Below are 19,763 nucleotides of genomic sequence, written 5' to 3'. Positions count from 1 at the left end.
ATCCGGTACGTTCTATGAAATTGAAAAGAAGGATTGCGCCATCGGAAAGCGGAGTCAGCAGGTGCTTGTGATGCTCGAGGCTATGCCGAGGCCTTTCGAACCGGCCGCAGCAGAATGTCAGCGTGCAGCCAGCGCCCTGATTCCGGCGGCAACGAACGCCGGCAGGCGATCGGCGATCCCCGCGAAATCCTTGGAGGAGACAGCGCCCCCGGAAATGCGGTCGATGCGGCCGGTCTGACCGAGCGAAAAGGTGAAGGCGCCCGTGAAGAAATGATAGCCCCAGTACAAGGTTTCCCGAGGGACGTCGGGCATCAGCCGCTGCATGTCGTCGATCAGCACACGGGACACGTCGTCGAAGACCTCCGACATCAGCGCGTGCATCGTGCCGCGCGAGCTGTTCACGAATGCGACGATGGCGGCATAGTTGCGGTGTCCGTCGCTCAGCGAGCCGAATTCGAAACCGGGACGGGTAAAGGCCTCGATCAGGCCTTCAAGCGTAGCTTGCGTTCCCGCCGTGGACCGGTACGCGTCCAGCGCCCGGATACGCAGCGCGTTGACCTCCGGACCTCGCCTGCGGAAGACTGCCGCGAAGAGCTTCTCCTTGTCGCCGAAATAGTAGCGCATCAGCGCGGCATCGACGCCTGCAGACTCGGCGACACTCACAAAGGTTGTGCCGTCATATCCCTTGGAGGCGAACTCCGCCTCGGCGTGGTCGAGAATGATCGTCATCGACTCTTCGCGGCGCTCGGCGTTCGAGCGCCGCGATGAGGATGACTTTCCCGACTTCCGTTGCATCGTCACGTCCGAACCCCGGTTGAAAGCGCTGTGTCCCCTCTCAAGGGACATCGAAACTTGAGCCGATGCTCAACCTTCCTGTTCTCGATATGCACTTTTTCCCAGGAAAGAAAATAGATTCGCCTCATCCCCAGGAGTCTCGCTTCAATAGCGGGGCTGGCAGCAGCAATACATTTCTTCCTAACAAAAGAAAGATATTGACTTGGGCCTGCGATTGGCCGAGGTCAGAGGCGAGAGAGGACGGGCAGACGACGATGGTCGCGCCCAAGACTGGAGAGGGCGGTCCAATGATCAGACCGATTTTGTTTGCGTCAGCATGTTCGGCAGCGCTGGTGGCTGCTCCTGCATATGCTCAAACCGTGGCGAGCGCTTCGGCAGATGCCCAACCGCAGGACGCCGAGGCGGAGCCGGGGGCATCTCAGGCAGGAAGCCCCGAAATCGTCGTGACTGGGTCGCGGGCGATCCGTGACGGATCCCAGGCTCCTACGCCGGTCACGGTCATGGCGGCCGAGGATCTGGTCAAGGCGCAGCCCGGTCTGATCGGCGAGGCGCTCAATCAGCTGCCGTCGTTCCGCGGGTCCACGCGGCCGGCAGGCGCATTCACCGGGGCGGTGGGGCCGCAATCGGGAAGCTATCTCAATCTTCGCAATCTCGGGGTGCAGCGCACGCTGGTGCTCATCGACGGCCGTCGCGCGGCGCCGTCTTCCCGCGATGGCTCGACCGACATCAACCTGTTCCCGCAGGAACTGGTAAAGCGCGTCGATATCGTGACCGGCGGTGCCTCCGCCGCCTATGGATCCGACGCCGTGGCCGGTGTCGTGAACTTCGTTCTCGATACGCGCTTCACCGGGATCAAGGCGACCGCGCAAGCCGGGATCTCCGACGAGGGTGACGCCCCGACCTACAAGGCCAGCATCACCGCCGGCCACTCCTTCGCCGATGGGCGGGGGCGGGTCGTGGCGAGCGCCACCTATTTCGAGATGGGCGGCATCCAGAGCGTCGGCGATCGCGACTGGGGGCGGCGGGGTACCGGATTTCTCAGCAACCCGGCGGTCCCCGGCCAGTTGATCTTCCGGGACAATCTGCGATCTTCGACAGCGTCTCCGGGCGGTTTGATCCTGAGCGGTCCGCTGGCATTCCAGCAATTCGCCCCGGGCGGGACGCTTGTTCCCTATTCGCGCGGCTCGGCCCAGTCGGGGCTGATTCAGGTCGGCGGCGACGGTGCCCAGGTGTTCAGCAACCTGTCCGCCGATGTCACGACGCGGAGCTATTTCGGGCATGCCGAGTTCGACGTCACGCCGTCGCTCACGCTCTACGCTCAGGGCAGCCTGGCGCTCGCGCGCAACCATTATAATCAGGCCCAGCAGTTCAATCCGGGCGGCTTCAACGGCTTCACCATCTTCAGCGGCAACGCCTTCCTGAACCCGGCGGTTCAGCAGGTCCTGAGCAACACGAACACGGCTGCGTTTGCGATGGGCCGGGTCAATTTCGACTTCGGTGAACCGGCGAACGCGACCGCGCGGGCGCGCACGCTCGATCTCACCGCCGGCTTCCGCTTCGCCGGAGCGAACGGCCTGCAGATCGAGGGCTATTGGGAGCGCGGCAAGAACCGCACGAACATCCGGACCCACAACAACGTCGCGCTCGAGCGGCTCTACGCTGCGGTGGACGCCGTGCGCGATCCCGCCACCAGCCAGATCGTCTGCCGGGTGACGCTGACCAATCCGGGCCTGTACCCCGGCTGCGTTCCGATCAACCTGTTCGGGGCCGGCGCGCCATCCCAAGCGGCGATCGCCTATGTCGAGGGCTCATCGAGCTATACGGCCAGCTTCACGCAGGATGTCGGCGACCTCTCGCTGCGCGCGCAGCCCTTCTCGACCTGGGCGGGACCGGTCTCGATCGCCGCCGGCGGCCAGTATCGCCGGGTCAAGCTGGACCAGATCGCCGATGACATCGCACAGAGCATCAACGACGCCACCGGCATACGCGGCTTTCCGCCCGCCTATCAGAATCAGCCGGGCGGCTGGCTGCTCACCAATGTCTTCCCGGTAAAGGGTTCGTACAATCTCTGGGAGGTGTTCGCGGAGGTGGCAGTACCGCTCGCCCGTGATCTGCCGTTCCTGCATGCGCTCGATGTCAACGGCGCCGTACGATACACCGACTACAGCACCAGCGGCGGCGTGACGACGTGGAAGGCCGGCCTGGTGTGGGAGCCGGTCAAGGGCGTGCGGCTACGCGGCACCGCCTCACGCGACATCCGCGCGCCCAACGTGCCCGAGCTGTTCGCCGGGATCGTGCAGAACACCGGATCGGTGATCGAGAACGGAGTCACCGTGCCGATCGTTCAGGCGGCGCGCGGCAACCCGTCGCTGCAGCCCGAAAAGGCCGACACCTATACGGCGGGCATCGTCCTCACCCCGGCCTTCGCGCCGGGCCTGACCCTGTCGGTCGACTATTACTCGATCGACATCGCCGGCATCATCTCGTCGCTCACGCCGCAGCTGACGTTGAACCAGTGCCTCGCGGGCGCCACCGCGCTCTGTGCGAACATCACGCGCAACGCGGCGGGGCAGATCACGCGGATCGAATCGCCGACGCTCAATCTCAACCGGCTGGCGACATCGGGCATCGATATCGAGCTCGGCTACCGGCCGCGCGGAGAAGTCCTTGGCGGGTCCGTCGATCTGCGCTTCATTGCAAGCTACCTTGAGAAGCAGCGGCAGGACATCAGCAACGGTCCGTCGATCGACCGGGCAGGGGAAGTTGGCCTCAGCGCCAATCCGCGCTGGAGCGCGACCGCCAGCGTGAACTGGAAGAGCGGACCGGTCGAGCTCTTCGCGCAGGAGCGGTTCATCGGCGCGGGAACCTATGACGTGACGCGCGTGGAACCGCGGACGATCGAGGACAATAATGTGAAGTCGGTCTTCTACACCGACCTCACCGCCGCGGTGCGGCTCAACGACGGCTTCCGCTTCTTCCTGACCGTCAACAACCTGTTCGATCGCGATCCGCCGCTGGCGCCGGGTGGCACGCTGTTCACTTTCATCCCCACCAATCCGCTGCTCTACGACGTCATCGGGCGCCAGTTCACCGCGGGCGTGAACCTCAAATTCTAGGAGATAGCCGGCATGCATGATCCATCGCTCATTTCCCGCCGCGCCGCGCTCCTCGCCGCCGCCTGTGCGCTCGCCAGCACCAGCGCGGCCGGCCGCGCTCTGGCTGCGGGCCAGCGCCGCCGGGCGCCCGTTCCCCTGCCAACCGCGGCGCAGATCCGGCGGGACTATCAGGAGATGGTCGATTTCGGCCCCCGGCTGCCGGGTAATGCGAACCATCTCGCCTTCGTCGACTGGATGGCCGGCCAGTTCGAGGATGCGGGCCTCGTGCTCGGCCCATGTGAATCGTACAGCTACCGGCGCTGGGACCCAAAGCGCGTTGGCCTTGAAATCGTTGAGGGCGGTACGCGCCGGCCGATCGACAAGGTCACTTTCTTCGTCCGTTCGGCGCCCACCGGACCTGAGGGCGTCACCGGACCTCTGGTCTATGGCGGCAAGCTGCAGCCGAACGGTCCCGGAGCGCTTCCGGACTTTCCGAAGGGCAGCATTCTCGTCTTCGACGGAGCGCTTCCCCGGATGACGATGGGGAAACTCACCCATCCGCATTTCGTCCATGTCGGTAATGAACCCAAGGCGGACGTACTCGACACGCCCTATCACCGGCTGTGGACGACGACGGCCTATCCGCTGGACGAACTGGTAGCGCGTGGCGTCGCCGGCGTCGCGATCATCATGGACGTCTCCTCGGCGATGATCGAGGGCAACTACTCTCCTCATGCCTCGCATTACCGGCCGAAGGTGCCGGCGCTCTTCGTCGGGCAGGACGCAGGCGAGGCGCTGCGCGAGGCGGCCAAGGCAGGTAAGACTGCGCACCTGACGCTCGACGCCGAATGGGCGACGGGCGACGTACCGCAGCTCACCGCGATCCTGCCCGGCGAGAGCGACGAGGTGATGATCGTCGATACGCACACCGACGGCCAGAATTTCGTCGAGGAGAATGGCTGCATCACCCTGCTGCATCTCGCTCGCCATTTCGCGAGCCTGCCCAAGGGCGAACGGTTGCGCAGAAGCATCGTCTTCGCAGGCTGGCCAGGCCATATGACCGGGGAGATGCCGGAAGCGCCCGGCTGGGCGCTGGCCCATCCCGAACTCATGAAGCGCGCGGCGGCGGCGTTCACGATCGAGCATCTGGGATCGAGCGAGTGGCTCGACATTCCCGGCAAGGGCTACGGGCCGACCGGGCACAATGAATATATGAACTGTCCGACCTCGGCCGGTCCGCTGACCGATATCGTCATCGAGGGCATCAAGAAGCACGATCTGCTGCGGCACGGCGTCGAGCCGGGACCCGGGGTCACGACCGGGGTGGTGTTCCACGAAAGCGGCGTTCCGCACATGGGATTGATCGGCGGTCCCAGCTACCTGCTGAGCATCGCCCCCAACGGCCATATGGACAAGCTGGATGCGGACCTTGCCGCCCGCCAGACCGCGATGCTTGCCGACATCATCCGCAAGGCGGACAAGGTTCCGATGGCGGCGCTCAAGGGCGGTGATCCCAGCCTTGGCGCGAAGCCGGTGACGGGCACGGATACCAGCAAGCGCAGTGCCTGCCGCCCGCCACGGCGCGCTGGATCGAACCGACCGTAATTACTGCTGGAGATATTGTGAGCACCCCGAGAATCCTGACGACGCCGGCAGAAGACGCCTATTCCTATCCGCTCCTGCTCCGGCACCTGCTCGCCAATGTGGCGCAGCAGACGACGGCAAAGATCGTGAGCGGCCGGCGGCGCCTGACCTATGACGATCTGATCGATCGTGTGACCCGCCTGGCGACGCTGCTTGCCGAACGCGGGGTGCGGGCCGGCGACACGGTCGCGGTGATGGACTGGGACAGCCACCGCTATCTTGAATGCTATTTCGCGATCCCGATGATGGGCGCGGTGCTGCAGACCGTGAATGTGCGGCTGTCACCGGCGCAGATCGAATATACGCTGCGTGAATCCGGCGCGGTGTTCGTGCTCCACCACAGTGATTTCGCGCCGCTGCTGGACGCGATCCGGCCGGAGCTTCCCGCGATCCACGGTGTGATTCCGATGGAGGATGGCGCGACGGCAGGCAGCTATGAGGCGTTGATCGCGGCGACTGGACCGTCCTTCAAATTCGTGGATTTCGACGAGAACGCGATCGCCACCACCTTCCATACCACCGGCACGACCGGCAATCCCAAGCAGGTCTTCTTCAGCCACCGGCAGCTGGTCCTCCACACGCTGACACTGGCGGCGACCCTGGCGAACCAGCCGGCGGGGCAGGGGCTTCGTCGCGGCGACGTCTACATGCCGATGACGCCGATGTTCCATGTCCACGCCTGGGGTCTGCCCTTCGTCGCGACGATGCTCGGGCTCAAACAGGTTTATCCCGGGCGCTATGATCCGCAGCTTTTGCTGGCGCTCAAGCAACGCGAGGGCGTGAATTTCTCGCATTGTGTGCCGACGATCCTGAGAATGTTGCTCGATGCACGGGACGGTGAGCAATCGCTAGATCCGTGGACGCTGATCATCGGCGGCTCCGCCCTCCCGCAGCCGCTGGCCGAGGACGCGGCCCGCGCCGGCATCTCGACGCTCGCCGGTTTCGGCATGTCGGAGACCGGGCCGGTCGTCGCACTGGCCCGCTCGCCCGACGGCGACACGGCGGAGCTTTGCCGCGCCGGCTTTCCCATCCCGCTGGTTCATGCCCAGGTGGACACCGAGCGGGGTGGCGAGCTGCTGCTCCGTGCGCCCTGGCTCACCCAGGGCTATGGCGCCCAGGCTGCGTCCGACGAACTGTGGGCGGGAGGCTGGCTGCATACCGGGGACGTTGCCGCCACGGACGGTGACGGGGCCATCCGGATCGTCGACCGGCTCAAGGACGTGATCAAGACCGGCGGAGAATGGGTTTCCTCGATTGCGATTGAGGAACTGCTGATGGCGCTGCCATCGGTGGCGGAGGCTGCGGTTATCGGGGTTCCGGACGGCAAATGGGGCGAGCGGCCGGTCGCCTTCGTCGTCGCCGCGAGCGGCCACACGCCGAATGCCGAGCTCATCCGGGAAGGTCTGATGTGCCATGTCGATGCCGGACAGCTGAGCCGGTACGCCATCCCCGAACGGGTACTCGTCCTCGAAAACCTGCCCCGGACCAGCGTCGGCAAGATCGACAAGAAGGCGCTTCGCGCCCGCCTGATCATCGATACGGCGATGGAGGCTGAAGCCTGAGGCTCCCTCAATCCGTTCGCGGCAATGCGTCGAGCTGTGCCCGGTAATTTCCGATCAGGGCCGGGTCGGCGTCATTGCCGTGTTTGGCGATGAACGCGGTCAGCGCCTCCCGGTATTCCGCGATGAACGCCTTGTTGCCCGGGCTGGCGGCGAATTGCGCCGCCGCCTTTTCGACGGGCTTGCGATCTTCGTTGAGCAGGTATTTTCGTCCATAGGGGGAGAGCTCGCGCATGATGACGAAGTTGCGCGGAAACCCCGGAATATATCTCACCGTGAACGTCTCGCCCTTGGGCGGGATGAGGATGGCGTTGGTGATCGGATAGATGCTGGCGGACATGGTGTCGAACTGCGTCACAATGTCGACCCCGTCCGCCGTCTTCATCACCGCGTCATAGGCCCAGACATTCTGGTCGTTCAGCGTTGAGCTGGTTTCCTCGGCCTGAGTGATGATCGCCGTCCCGTCGACGCCATACGCCTCAAGAAACAACGCGTTGAAGATGTGCGCGGTGAAGATGTTGATCTGGCCATAGATGAAGAAGGGCAGGATCAGCACGTACCAGCGGGCGCTCCCGGTCCACTTCGCCAGCAGATACGCCAGCAACACGCCGGTCAGGATGATGACCGGCCAGGACAGGAAGGGATGGTGGGTGAGAAAATATGAGATCGTCGACAGGATGACCATGGAAGACCTGACCGATAGAGGGGGCGTTGGCGCGCGCTATTTGCCGCCGGACTTGCCGAACGCGTCGAGCGCTTCCTGATCGGCCTTCGAGACGAATTCGCACGCCAGCAGGGTCTTCCCGGGCAGGGATGCGCTCTCCCGCGCGACGATCGAGACCGTCCCCATGTCGGATTGCGGTTGCTGCTCCGGCGGCAGCGCCCGCGCATAACCCTTGCTGGACGTGCCGAACACGGTCGAGCCCTCCTTCGTCAGCTGATAATGTTCAGCGAGTGCATCGGCACGCAAGCCTTCGATCAGGACGCCGATCGCGGTGCCGGCGAAGACGACTTGCCTGCTCTTGAACCCGTCCTGCCCAAGCTCCTCAGACAGCGTGTAGATAGCGGCGGTCAGCATCGATGTGTCGGGCTTGGCGAGCTTCTCGGCAGCCTCGTAGAGTGCCGTGGCAGAGTCCATCGTATAGGGCGGCTTGCAGATGGCAGCGTCGTAGAATTCGTTCGCCGATGCAGGCGCGGCAAGGAGAAGGCCCAACAGGGCCGAGGCTGGATAATAGCTGCGAGACATCGGCATCCTTCCTTGTGGGCTGCCTGAACGACAGGGGCGGTACATCGATCCCTGATCTCCTCAAAATCCTTACCGTGTTCCAGCCGCTTCCGCTTGCCAGGCGTGAAGTCCCTCCAGCGCCGCGACGTGCATGGCGCGGCCGATTTCAATCACGCGCTCCCGCCATACCGGATCTGCCGGATCATAGGCCGCCCGCAATTTCCCCCGCAGCCGGGCGCGGAGCGCGCTATCCTTTGGCTCGGTGCCCAGCCGGAGCCATCGGTCGATCATCACCGCCTCGAACGCCTCTAGGTTGGAGACGGTGCCGATCTCGACCGGCGCTCCAGCGATGTCGATATGTGGCGCCATCCGGCGCAGGCCGGGCAGCAGCAGTCCGGACCAGTCCGGCGTTTCGCCGGAGTCGAAGGCTTGGCCTTCGGATTGCAGTTCCTGATCGCTCCACCAGCGCGCCATCCGCTCTCGCGTCGCGCTGGCGGGGGCATCGAGTGCGACGACCAGCGGCCGGCCATAGTCGCCGAAGCCCGTATGCCATTCGAGATATGCCATGCGCCTGCAGGCGGCGAGCTCGGTTTCGACGATCCGCTCGAACAGTTGGCGCGACGGGGAGGGGCGAGCGCCGCCAAAGCCGACGCCGCCGGGATGGCTGTGCTGGCCGCCGGTAAAGGCGGTCAGCGCGCGCGCTGCGCCCAGTTCCCGGGTGAGCGACTGGAAGAGCGTTCCAACCCGCTCCAGCAGGCCGTCGTCCCAGCGATCGGGGCAAACGCTGGTATGGATCCGCGCATAGTCGGGATTGGGCCGCGGCGGCGCGTCGAAATCGCCAAAGTTGCGGGAGAGATCGACATTGTCGGCATCGACGCGATGGCCGTGCGAGAGCCCCCAGGGATTGAGCGCGTGGATCATCAGAACATTGCGATCATCGCCCAGAGCGTCGGGATCGAGCGCGGCGGCAAAGGCACGCTGCGCGGCGGAGCCGGCATGGCCTTCGGCGCCGTGGACGCCGGAGATCGAGAGCAGGGTGTTCGGCGCATTGGCCGGGCCGATCACCCCCCAGTCAATCGTCAGCGCTTCGCCCTGAGCGCCGCTGCCCGGAATCGCGGCGGATTCGAGTCGGCCGCCCAATGCCGCGACGGCCGCACGAAAGGCGCTGCGGGCTTCCTCGTAGCTCTCGGCGAACATTCAGCGCTCGGGCCGGTCGGCGGCGAACAGGGGCAGGGTGAAGAGGAAGCTCAGCAGATAGAGGCCCGCCGCGAGAAAGCCGATCATGTGCGCGCCATGACTGGCCAGCGTCGCGCCGATCGCGGGGCCGATTGCCGAGCCCAGTGCCAGCAGCGCGGCGCCCATGCTGCTCCAGCGGCCGCTGCGGTCGAGCCGGGCGAGCGCGCCGAGGATGAAGGGCAGGCCGAAGAACCAGGCGGTCTTCACGATCACCGCACCCGCGACATAGGCGGACATCACCGGCATCGCGAGCAGCAGCGCCGAGGCGATCAGGCCGGCAAAGGCAAGGGCGTTGGGCCCGCGCTGGCCGAACCGGTGACCGGCGGTCATCGACAATATGGCGCCGGCGATCGCGCCGAGCACCGAAATGCCGAGCAGCACGCCCACCTGGCTGCGATCGAGGCCGACCGCCAGCCCCATCCGCTCCTGGAACGACCACAAGGTGGTATGGCCGGCATAGAGGCACAGCAATGCCAGCGCGCCGCAGATGGCGGGGCGGTTGATCGTCCAGCCGTGGGCCGTCCCTGCGACCCGCGGGGCCTCTGCCACCGGTGGCGCGGGCGGGATCGCGCGCGTGCAGGCAAGGCCGATCAGCGCGACACCGGCCAGCACCGCTACGATCCCCGCCAGCCCGAAAGTCTGGGCGATCCACCCCGACAGGGTCAGCAGCAGCGCGGCATAGGTGAGGTTGACGAAGGTCGCGATCGCCCAGACGCGCTGCGGATCGGCGCGGCCGGCATAGGCGGCGAACACGGTCGACGCGGTGAAGCCCATTGCGAGGCCGAATGCAGCGCGGATCGCCAGCAGCGGCACGAAGCCGCCCGCTTTGGCGGTCAACAGGCTGGTGACGATCATGACCGCCAGGCCGATCGCGGCCAGCATCGGCCGCCGGGCCCGGTGCAGCACGAGGTAGAAGAGCAGCAGCCCTAGCGCATAGGCGCCGTTCTCGGCGGCGAGCGCGAGGCTCGCCTGCGAGGCGGTGAGACGCAACTCGTCGATGAACAGGCCGAGCATCACCGGGCTGAGCGTGGCGCTGGTCATCGCGCCGGTGCCGATGACGATCAGCGCGGCCAGCGTCGTCCGGGATTCCTTCTGCACTTCAGCCTGCATGATTGATCGCCTGTGGGGTGGTGAAGGCGGCGATGCCGGCAAGCCCCCCCTCGATCCCGAAGCCGGATTGCTTGCGCGGTTCGAACGGCGTGCCGAGCGCCAGGCCCGGCCGGGCCGCGGGCGCGGTGATCACGTCGACCGATCCGGTGGACAGGCCGGCGGCGATCCGCCCGGCGGCGTCCCGGTCCGCGCCCCAGATGGTCGCGCCAAGGCCATAGGCGCTGTCGTCCGCCAGCCTGACCGCCTCGTCCAGATCGGCATATTCCTGCACCGCCAGCAGCGGACCGAAAATCTCCTGCTGCACCAAGGCGCCATCCTGTGGCGCGCCGAGCGCCAGCTCCGGTGCGGCGTAGAAACCGTCCGCATCGGGCGCAGCGGACAGCGGCACGACTTGCGCGGTTTGCCGGGCGATCTCACGATAGCCCTGCACAGTCTCATACTGCCTGCCGCTGGCGAGCGGCCCGAGCCGCGTCGCCGGATCGCGCGGATCGCCGATCGGCCAGTCCGCTGCGGCTGCCCGCAACCCTTCGACGGCTGCGTCGAGCCCGCCTTTGGGCACCAGCAACCGGGTGCGTGCCGCACACCATTGCCCGGTGTTCCAGAAGGCGGCGTGAAAGACGCCGGGCCAGATCTCGGGCTGATCGATCATGTCGGGCAGCACCAGCTGCGGCGACTTGCCGCCGCATTCCATCGTCAGCGGCTTGATCGATCGCGACGCGGAGGCCTGGATGATCGCCTGGCCGGTCCGGGTCGAGCCGGTGAAGGCGAGCATATCGACGCCCGGATGCGCCGCGAGTGCGGCGCCGGTCGCGGGCCCGCTACCCGGCACCACGTTGAACACGCCGGGCGGCAGGCCCGCTGCGCTCGCCAACTGCGCGAGCAGGACCGCGGATCGCGGCGACAGCTCCGACGGCTTGAGCACGAGCGTATTGCCCGCCGCCAGGATCGGCACCGCGCGGATCAGCACATTGGCGGTGGGGAAGTTCCATGGCGTGATCGCGCCGACCACGCCGCGTGCACGCCGCGCAGCGCCGTCCGCGGGCTCTTCGAGTGCCGAGATCAGGCTGGCATAATAGCCGATCAGCAATGGGCCCTGCGCGATCAGCGCACGCGCATCGGCGATCGGGCGGCCGACCTCCAGCGTCTCGAGCCAGGCCAGCTGTTCGACCTCCTCGGCGATGCGCGCGGCCCAGACCAGCAGCAGCGCGGCGCGGCCGTCGCCGCCGATCCGCCCCCACTCGCCACGAAAGGCCGAGCGCGCGCTGGCCACCGCGGCGTCCACCGCCGCGGCGCCGCCGTCGCCGAACTCGCCCCAGATTTCGCCGGTCGCCGGATTGACGCTGGCGATCGGGGCATCGCCGGACCTGCGGGTCTCGCCGTGAATCCAGCCATGGTCGAGCGCCTCCGGCAAAGGGGCATCCCATGCGGGAAGGGCCGGGGAATTCATGAATGTGTTCCGATCAGGTCTGCGGCCCTGTCGCCAATCATCATGGCGGCGGCCTGGGTGTTCCCGCTGATGTGGCGGGGCATGATGGAGGCGTCGGCGACGAACAGCCCGTCGACGCCGCGAACCTTGAGCGCGGGATCGACCACCGACGCGGCATCCGATCCCATCCGGCAGGTACCGACGGGGTGATAGATCGGCGCCGCGAGGCTGCGGATCTGGCGATCGGCCTCGTCACCCCCGGCGTTCAGATCCGGCCAGCCGATCCGTTCGACGACATAGTCGCGGAAGGCCGGTGCATCGGCGATGCGGCCGCACAATTCGACGCCGCGGCGCAGCGCCGCCACGTCCTCTGGCGCTTCGAGTAGTCTGGGAAAGATCAGCGGCGCGGCGGCGGGGTCGGCGCTCGCCAGATCGATCTGGCCCCGGCTCAGCGGATGGTTGACGCTGGCGACCACGCTGACCATCGGAAACGGCGCCAGCTTGCCGCCGTCGCCGCGGCCGAACGGGGTGAGGTGAATCTGGATGTCGGGCGAGGACAGCCCGGGCAGGGTTCTCGCAAAGCCGACGGCCTGCGCGGTCGGGTTGGCGGCGGGGCCCCTGCCAACCAGCCATTGCAGCATCGCGCGCGCCATCCCGGCGAGATTGACCTGCTGGTTGAGCGTCGGGACGGTGACCTTGAGTCCCATCCAGAGACCGGCATGCTCCATCAGGTTTCGGCCGACCTCGGGCGCGTCGACCACCACCGGAATGCCGAGTTCGCGCAGCCGCGCGGCGGGGCCGATGCCCGACAGCATCAGCAGCTGCGGCGAATGGATCGCCCCGCCTGACAGGATCACGCCCCTGCGCGCGGTCACGGTGCGGACCACGCCATCCTGCTCGAACTCGACGCCGGTCGCCCGGCCATCCGCGACGATCACCCGCCGCACGCGTGCGCCCTGCAGCATCCTGGCCGAGCCGTTGGCGATCGCGGGTTTCAGAAAGGCGGTGAAGCTGTCGTGCCGGCGGCCGTTGCGCGCGGAACTCTGCACATAGCCGATGCCGTCCTGCCGCTCGCCGTTGATGTCGGGGTTGAACGGCAGCCCGGCTTCCGCCGCCGCCGCGATGAAGCGGGGCGTCAGCGGATGGACATAGGGCAGGGGGGAGACGTGCAGCGGGCCGGTGGCGCCGCGAAGCTGGGATTCGCCGTCGGTGCTGGTCTCGATCCGCCGGAAATAGGGCAGCACGTCGCGATAGCCCCATCCCGTGGCGCCGAGATCGCGCCACGCGTCGTAATCCTCCGGCGCGCCGCGCACGAAGATCATCCCGTTGATCCGCGTGCTGCCGCCTGGGCCTAGTCCGCGCGGCCAATCCTCGGTCCGGTTTAGCCGGGTGGGATCCGGCTGCGACACCAGCTTCCAGTCGTAAAAGGGGTGGCCGTTGGTGTGGATCGTCGCGGCGGGAATCGCCTCGATCCGCAGCCGGCCCGCGCGCCCGGCTTCGAGCACCGCGACCCGTACGCCGGGCATCGCCGCCAGCCGCCCGGCGACCGCGCAGCCGCTCGCGCCTGCACCGACCACGATATAGTCGAACTCCCCTGTGGCGCCGTCACTCATGCCGGGCCGGACCCCGAACCGAGCTTGAGCTCGACCATCTTGAGAAAGAAGCTCGCCCCGATCGGCAGCAGCCGGTCCTCGAAATCATAGTCGGGGCTGTGCAGCATCGGGGTGTCGTCGGCGACGCGGGTGCCGAGCAGCACATAGGCGCCGGGCAGCCGTTCCAGCATATAGGCGAAATCCTCCGATCCGGTGACCGGCGGCATGTCGCGGATCACCGCATCGATGCCCAGGATCGCCTCCAGTGCGCCGGCTGCGATCCCGGCTTCGCCTGCATGGTTGACGGTGGGCGGGAACAGGATCTCGAAGCGCGCGTCGCAGGTTACGCCATGCGCCGCGTCGACCCCCGCGCAGCAGCGGCGAAGTTCCGCTTCCAGTGCCTGCATCGTGGGTGCGTCGAACGCGCGTGCGGTCCCGGTCAGCATGACGCTGTCGGGCACGACGTTGAACGCGTCGCCGCCGTTGATCGACGCGACGCTCATCACCGCCATGCGGCTGGCCTGCACCCGCCGTGCCGGGATCGCTTCGATCAGCGCGACGAGCGCTGCGGCGGCAGAGACCGGGCTGGCGGTGAGGTGGGGCGTCGCGGCGTGGCCACCATGTCCGCGCACCTCGACCTCGAAGCGTGCCGCGCCGGCGCAGGCCGGGCCGGAATGAACCGCGGCAGTGCCGAGGCGCAGCGGCGGGGCATTATGCAGCGCGAACACCGTGTCGCAGGGGAAACGTTCGAACAGGCCGTCGGCGATCATCGTCCGCGCGCCGCCGAGCCCTTCTTCCGCGGGCTGGAAGATCAGATTGACCGTCCCCGCGAAATCGCGCCGCTCCGCCAGCACCCGGGCAGCACCGAGCAGCATCGCGGTATGGCCATCATGGCCGCAGGCATGCATCAGCCCCGGCCGGACCGAACGGTGCGCGGCGTGCCCCTGTTCCGCGATCGGCAGCGCGTCCATATCGGCGCGCAGGCCGATCGCCGGGCCGGATCCACGGTCGCCGCGGATCACGCCGACCAGGCCGGTGCCGCCCAGCCCGTCATGCGTTTCGATGCCCCATTCGCGCAGCCGCTCGGCGACGAAGGCGGCTGTCTCGACCTCCTCGAACCCCAGCTCGGGATGCTGGTGAAAGTGCCGCCTCCATCCGGTCATCTCCGCGACGAGCGGGTCAATCTCTCGATCCAGGTTCATGGCCGGGTTCATCATGGCTCCAGTAATCGGACGCCCGCCTGCGCGAACGAACCCCATGATCCTAGGCGGTTATGCCGGCGCGGTGCTTATGCGGGCGGCGGAAGGATTATGCCGGGCGCACTATTTGCGTGGCCGCGCCGCGCGCGATCGACGGGCTCATGCCGAAATAGGCCTTGTAGGCGAGCGAGAAGTTGCTGAGGTGGCCATAGCCGCAGCGTTCGGCGATCTCGCTGATCGACAGCATGTCCTCTCCAAGCAGAAGGCGGGCGCATTCCATCCGCTCCTTCTGCAGCGCCTGTCCGATGGTCTCGCCATAATAAGCGCGGAAGGCGGTGTTGAGCCGGGTGCGGTTGGTGCCGACCGCCCGGGCCAGCTCCGCGACGCCGAGTGGCTGGTCGAGATGCTCGGCGATGATCGCGCGGACCTGACGCACCCGGCGCACCTCGCGTTCGGTCAGCCCGTGATCGTCGGCGCGCTTGAACTGGCTGATGAAGAAATCGAGCAGCAGACAGGTCAGCTCGTCGATCTTCGCGCGCTTGAACCGTTCCTGCGTCCAGGGCGAGCGGCGCGGGTCGAGGATGTCGGCGGCGCAGAGCGCGGCGGCGCGCGGCAGCTGGTAGCGGCGGAACACCAGCCGCTGGGCGAGGAAGTCGCTCGCCGCGCGGACTTCTTGCCCGTCATCCTCGAAGCCGGCGATGCGGCCGTTGCCGAGGCGCGGGAAGAACAGCGTCACCGAACGCTCCTCGGTGTCGTCGAGGATGATCTGGCGCTTGATCACGCCCGGCGGCTGGTGCGCGATGACGAGGCACTCGCCGGCGATCTCGGAAGTCGGCGCATCGTTGAACTGATACTCGCCGGCGCCGGTCAGCTGCACCTTGAAGGTCAGCCGGTCGTCGCCGACCATCTGCTCGTCGATCCGGCCGCGCGAACGCCCGTCGATCACCACGCCGCTGATCGCGTCGTCATGCAGGAACGGCTCGAAGCGTCCGTTCACGTAGAGCGGGACCTTGCCTTGCGGCCCCTGCAGGTCTGCGGTCGCCATGGATATTGCCTCGGCTAGCAATGTGCGAAAGCGCAGCTTCGCACGGAAGCGGTGCCATGCCAAATCGCTCCGCCGGCGCATTCATGCCGCCGCGGTCGATTTTCTGCGTGCGGCATAAGCAGGCGATGCCCGCGCATAATGATGTCACGACAAAAGACGTGAATGAGTGATTCCATTGCATTCCCATGACGGCGGCGTGACCCCCAATCGGGCGCGGCGGATGATGCTGACGGCATCCGCATGGGACGGGAGGACAGGTTAGAATGCGACATTATCTCTGCGGCACTGCGCTGACTGCACTCGCACTCGCAACGGCGGGCACGGCGCTGGCTCAGACCCAGGCCCCGGCAGCCGAACCGCTTCAGGCAGAAGAGGATACGACCTCGAACGAGATCGTGGTCACCGCCCGCAAGCGCAACGAGCGTTTGCAGGATGCGCCGCTCTCGATCTCCGCTTTCTCCGAGGACGATCTGCGCGAGGGTAATGCCCGCGACTTCAAGGACGTGTTGCGCAAGGTGCCGGGCGTGTCCTTCTCGGGCGCCGAGCTGGGGCAGAGCCGGTACAGCATTCGCGGCGTCAGCACGACTTCGCCCAGCCCGACCGTCGGCATCTATCTCGACGACATCTCGCTGCTCGGCGCGACCAACGCCTTCAGCGGCGCCGCGGACCCGGTGTTCTTCGACTTCAGCCGGGTCGAGATCCTCAAAGGGCCGCAGGGCACACTCTATGGCGGCAGCGCGATGGGCGGCGCGATCAAATATGTGAGCCACGCGCCCGAACCGGGCACGACCACGCTCGACACCGCGGCGGGGATCGCCACCACTGCGCATGGCGGCATTTCCTACAATGGCGAGGCGGTGCTGAACCTGCCGCTGTCGGACAAGCTCACGGTGCGGACCGGGGTGCTGTATCGCAGCAATGCCGGTTACGTCGACAATGTCGCCAACGCGCCTGTCGTCGATGTGCGGACCAGCACGACGGCGCCGCCCGCAGCGCTGACTCCGCTCGTGCGCCCGTCGGGCAGCACGCGGGCCGACGACAATCAGAATTCGGACCGCGTCGCCGTCGTCAAGGCGGCGTTGCTCTGGCAGCCCGACGCCACGCTCGACATCACCCCGTCCATGTTCCGGCAGGTCTACCGCCAGAAGAACACCGGTGCCTTCTTCACCAATCTTCCCGGCCTGCAGAGTTCGTTCCGGCTCGCGCAGCCGACCGACGATGAACTGGGGGTCTATTCGCTGAACATCGTCAAGCGGTTCGGCGACGTCGAGGTCACCTCGCTGACCGCCTATGCCGATCGCTCGGTCGCGTTCGACCGTGACTATTCCTTCTACATCGCGACGCTGGTGCCGCCGTTGTTCGGCGTCAACTCGCCCAATTCTTCCAACAGCAGCACCCGGACGTTCAGCCAGGAACTGCGCGCGGGATCGGCAAATCCCGCTGCGCCGCTGCGCTGGACCGCCGGCCTCTATTATGCGCACCAGCGTGACGAGCTCGACCAGACCGTCAACTCGATCGGGGTCGGCACGCTGCTCGGGCTCGGCACCGACACGGTCTATCACGGCAACAGCGTGAGCAAGCTGCGGCAATATGCCGCCTTTGCCGCGCTGACGTACGAGATCCTGCCGCGCCTCGAAGCCACCGCCGGGCTGCGCTATTTCAGCATCAAGCAGACGATCGACACCCGGGGCGACGGTGTGCTCAACGGCGGCAACACCAAGGGCAGCGCCGAAACCCGTGAGAGCGGCGTCAATCCCAAGCTCGAACTCGCCTATCGCGCCACCCGCGACAATCTGGTCTATGCCAGCGCGGCCAAGGGCTTTCGGCCGGGCGGCGGCAATCCCTTCGCGGTGGCGCCGGGGCTCTGCCAGGCCGATCTCGCCAATCTCGGCCTCAACGCGGTCCCGGTCGCCTTCAAGTCGGACCGGCTATGGACCTACGAGATCGGCAGCAAGAACCAGTTCCTCGGCCGCCGCCTGACCGTCAACGGCGCAGCCTTCTACACCGACTGGAAGAACATCCAGCAGAACGTCTTCCTGCCTGGGTGCGGCTTCTCGTTCAGCGGCAATGTCGGCGGCGCCGAGATCAAGGGCGCTGAGCTGAGCGCGCAATTCGCCACCGGCGGCCTCACGCTCGGCGCGGCAGCGAGCTACACCGATGCCAAGATTTCGAAGAGCGCGCCCGGGGTGTCGGCCGCGGTCGGGCAGCCGGTGCTCGACACGCCGAAATGGATCGCGAACGCCAACATCGCCTATCGCATCGCGCTTGGCGGTGACGCGAGCCTGACGGCGCGGGCCGATTACCAGTATCGCAGCTCGAGCCTCAGGATGTTCGAGGACAGCTTCACCGTCGCCACACCGGCGGGGCCGGTGTCCGCGCCCAATGTCACCCAGCGGCAGCAGGCCTATGACATCGTCAATCTCGGCCTGACGGTCGATACCGGGACGTCGTGGCAGGTCGATCTCTACGTCAACAACCTGACCGATGCGCAGCCGCTGCTCGACCACAATGTCGTCAGCGGGATGCAGGCCGCGGTCACGCTGCGGCCACGGACGATCGGTCTCGGCCTGCGCCGGCAATTCTAGATGCGCCGCCGGGGGATCTGGAAGAAGGCCGGGCTGGTCGCCCTGACCGGGATCGGTGCGCTCGGCCTGCTGGGGATGCTCGGTGTCGGCCCGGTCGCGACGCTCATTGCGACCTTCGGATCTCCCTCCCAGCCCTTCGATCCTGCGCTGGTGCCGCCTGCGCCCGACTATGGCCGGGCGGACGCCTGGCTGGCCTTTCCCGGGCGCAACGGGCTCGAGCGCTCAACGCCCCCCGGCATGGCGGCGATCGATGAGGCAAAGGCGCCGGTCGACGTCTTCTTCATCCATCCCACGACCTATCAGCAAAGCGATGTCTGGAACGTCGCCTATGACCATGCGTCCGAGTTCGATCCGGCGGTGCTGCTCGGCCAGGCCAGCGTGTTCAACGGCTGTTGCCGCATCTTCGCGCCGCACTACCGTCAGGCCTCGCTGCGTGCGCTCGATCGCAGCCGGGAAGCGGTGGCGCTGGCCTATGGCGATGTCGCGCGCGCGTTCCGGCATTTCATCGCGCATGAGAATCGGGGCCGCCCGTTCCTGATCGCCGCGCATAGCCAGGGCGCGATGCACGCGGTGCGGCTGCTCCAGGCGGAGATCCTCGGGACGCCGCTCCAGCCGCGGCTGGTCGCTGCCTATGTCATCGGCGCCTATGCGCCATCGGACTTCGGGACGATCGGCCTCCCGGTCTGCGACGACGCCCGCCAGACCGGCTGCATCCTTTCCTGGAATACCAGCCAGACCGGCCGCACCGGCGCGCTCCAGCTGATCCGCGACAAGGCCTATTGGTGGCAGGGCGGCGAGAAGAATAGCGGCCAGCCGCCGGCGATCTGCGTCAATCCGCTGACCTGGCGCCGCGAGGGCGCCGCACCGGCGACCGCCAATCCGGGCAGCCTGCCGTTTCCCACGGGCAAGGCCGATGAGCCGGGCAGGACGCTTGCCGCGCTGACGCCGAACCTCACCGGCGCGGTGTGCCAGGAGGGGCTGCTGAACGTCGATATCCCGCGGTCCGCGCCAAGCGGTTTCCGCGACATGCTCAGCCTCATCTACGGCAGCTATCACCTGGGCGACTACGGCATTTTCTACGCTGCGATCCGGCACAACGCGAATGAGCGCGTGAAGGCCTGGGCAGCGCAATCCAGTGAAGGTGCGGCCGGAAGGCCCGCCGTCACCGAGCAAGCGATCCCGAGCATGAATTGAAACGACACAGAGCGGGAGGGGAGGTTTTATGTTGAAGCAATCCAAGCGGCCCAACTGG

At 66.9% G+C, this 19,763-nt stretch carries 14 protein-coding genes; 5 read left to right on the top strand and 9 right to left on the bottom strand.

The genetic code is table 11. The annotated features are described in order from the left end of the window. Positions 1 to 117: 117 nt before the first annotated feature. Positions 118 to 729, bottom strand: a complete 612-nt coding sequence (locus tag AC07TU_RS12955; RefSeq protein WP_495188304.1) for a TetR/AcrR family transcriptional regulator — start codon at positions 727 to 729, stop codon at positions 118 to 120. 425 nt (positions 730 to 1,154) lie between these two features. Between AC07TU_RS12955 and AC07TU_RS12950 the strand changes: the two genes are divergently transcribed. From AC07TU_RS12950 to AC07TU_RS12940, 3 genes are read left to right on the top strand one after another with little or no spacing between them, the layout of a single operon-like run. Beyond that, on the top strand, positions 1,155 to 3,911 hold the full coding sequence (locus AC07TU_RS12950) for a TonB-dependent receptor plug domain-containing protein (RefSeq protein ID WP_495188303.1): 2,757 nt from the start codon (positions 1,155 to 1,157) through the stop codon (positions 3,909 to 3,911). Positions 3,912 to 3,923: 12 nt separating this feature from the next. Further along, positions 3,924 to 5,495 (top strand): M28 family metallopeptidase, encoded by a 1,572-nt coding sequence (locus AC07TU_RS12945; RefSeq protein ID WP_495188302.1) that lies wholly within the window; start codon positions 3,924 to 3,926, stop codon positions 5,493 to 5,495. A gap of 17 nt (positions 5,496 to 5,512) precedes the next feature. Continuing rightward, a complete protein-coding gene (locus tag AC07TU_RS12940) occupies positions 5,513 to 7,096 on the top strand; it encodes a long-chain-fatty-acid--CoA ligase (RefSeq protein ID WP_495188301.1) in 1,584 nt (527 codons plus the stop codon). A 7-nt stretch (positions 7,097 to 7,103) separates the two neighbouring features. Here AC07TU_RS12940 and AC07TU_RS12935 read toward each other — a convergent pair whose 3' ends face one another. From AC07TU_RS12935 to AC07TU_RS12900, 8 genes are all read right to left on the bottom strand, one after another. Beyond that, a complete protein-coding gene (locus tag AC07TU_RS12935; RefSeq protein ID WP_495188300.1) occupies positions 7,104 to 7,778 on the bottom strand; it encodes a hypothetical protein in 675 nt (224 codons plus the stop codon). A 36-nt stretch (positions 7,779 to 7,814) separates the two neighbouring features. Next, complete coding sequence (locus AC07TU_RS12930) at positions 7,815 to 8,339, bottom strand: hypothetical protein (RefSeq protein WP_495188299.1); 525 nt, start codon at positions 8,337 to 8,339, stop codon at positions 7,815 to 7,817. 69 nt (positions 8,340 to 8,408) lie between these two features. Next, positions 8,409 to 9,515, bottom strand: a complete 1,107-nt coding sequence (locus AC07TU_RS12925) for a DUF2817 domain-containing protein (protein ID WP_495188298.1) — start codon at positions 9,513 to 9,515, stop codon at positions 8,409 to 8,411. Continuing rightward, on the bottom strand, positions 9,516 to 10,664 hold the full coding sequence (locus tag AC07TU_RS12920) for an MFS transporter (protein WP_495188297.1): 1,149 nt from the start codon (positions 10,662 to 10,664) through the stop codon (positions 9,516 to 9,518). It lies immediately after the preceding gene. Beyond that, entirely contained in the window at positions 10,654 to 12,111 is a 1,458-nt protein-coding gene (locus tag AC07TU_RS12915) for an aldehyde dehydrogenase family protein (RefSeq protein WP_495188296.1), read from the bottom strand. Before AC07TU_RS12915 ends, AC07TU_RS12920 begins: the two co-directional genes overlap by 11 nt. Beyond that, positions 12,108 to 13,703 (bottom strand): GMC family oxidoreductase, encoded by a 1,596-nt coding sequence (locus AC07TU_RS12910; protein ID WP_495188295.1) that lies wholly within the window; start codon positions 13,701 to 13,703, stop codon positions 12,108 to 12,110. Before AC07TU_RS12910 ends, AC07TU_RS12915 begins: the two co-directional genes overlap by 4 nt. Then, a complete protein-coding gene (locus tag AC07TU_RS12905; protein WP_495188294.1) occupies positions 13,700 to 14,884 on the bottom strand; it encodes an amidohydrolase in 1,185 nt (394 codons plus the stop codon). Before AC07TU_RS12905 ends, AC07TU_RS12910 begins: the two co-directional genes overlap by 4 nt. A 106-nt stretch (positions 14,885 to 14,990) precedes the next feature. After that, positions 14,991 to 15,926: a helix-turn-helix transcriptional regulator gene (locus tag AC07TU_RS12900; RefSeq protein WP_495188293.1), complete on the bottom strand. Its 936-nt coding sequence runs from the start codon at positions 15,924 to 15,926 to the stop codon at positions 14,991 to 14,993. A gap of 263 nt (positions 15,927 to 16,189) precedes the next feature. On the opposite strand from AC07TU_RS12900, the gene AC07TU_RS12895 reads away from it, so the two are divergent. Then, complete coding sequence (locus tag AC07TU_RS12895) at positions 16,190 to 18,511, top strand: TonB-dependent receptor (RefSeq protein WP_495188292.1); 2,322 nt, start codon at positions 16,190 to 16,192, stop codon at positions 18,509 to 18,511. Then, positions 18,512 to 19,705, top strand: coding sequence for a DUF3089 domain-containing protein (locus AC07TU_RS12890; protein WP_495188291.1), 1,194 nt, complete (start codon positions 18,512 to 18,514; stop codon positions 19,703 to 19,705). It begins immediately after the preceding gene. The last annotated feature ends 58 nt before the right edge of the window (positions 19,706 to 19,763 follow it).

The organism is Sphingomonas sp. GW821-FHT03E12 (assembly GCF_059420685.1).
The sequence above is the reverse complement of the archived record's forward strand: the minus strand, read 5'-3'. Positions and strand labels throughout refer to the sequence as shown.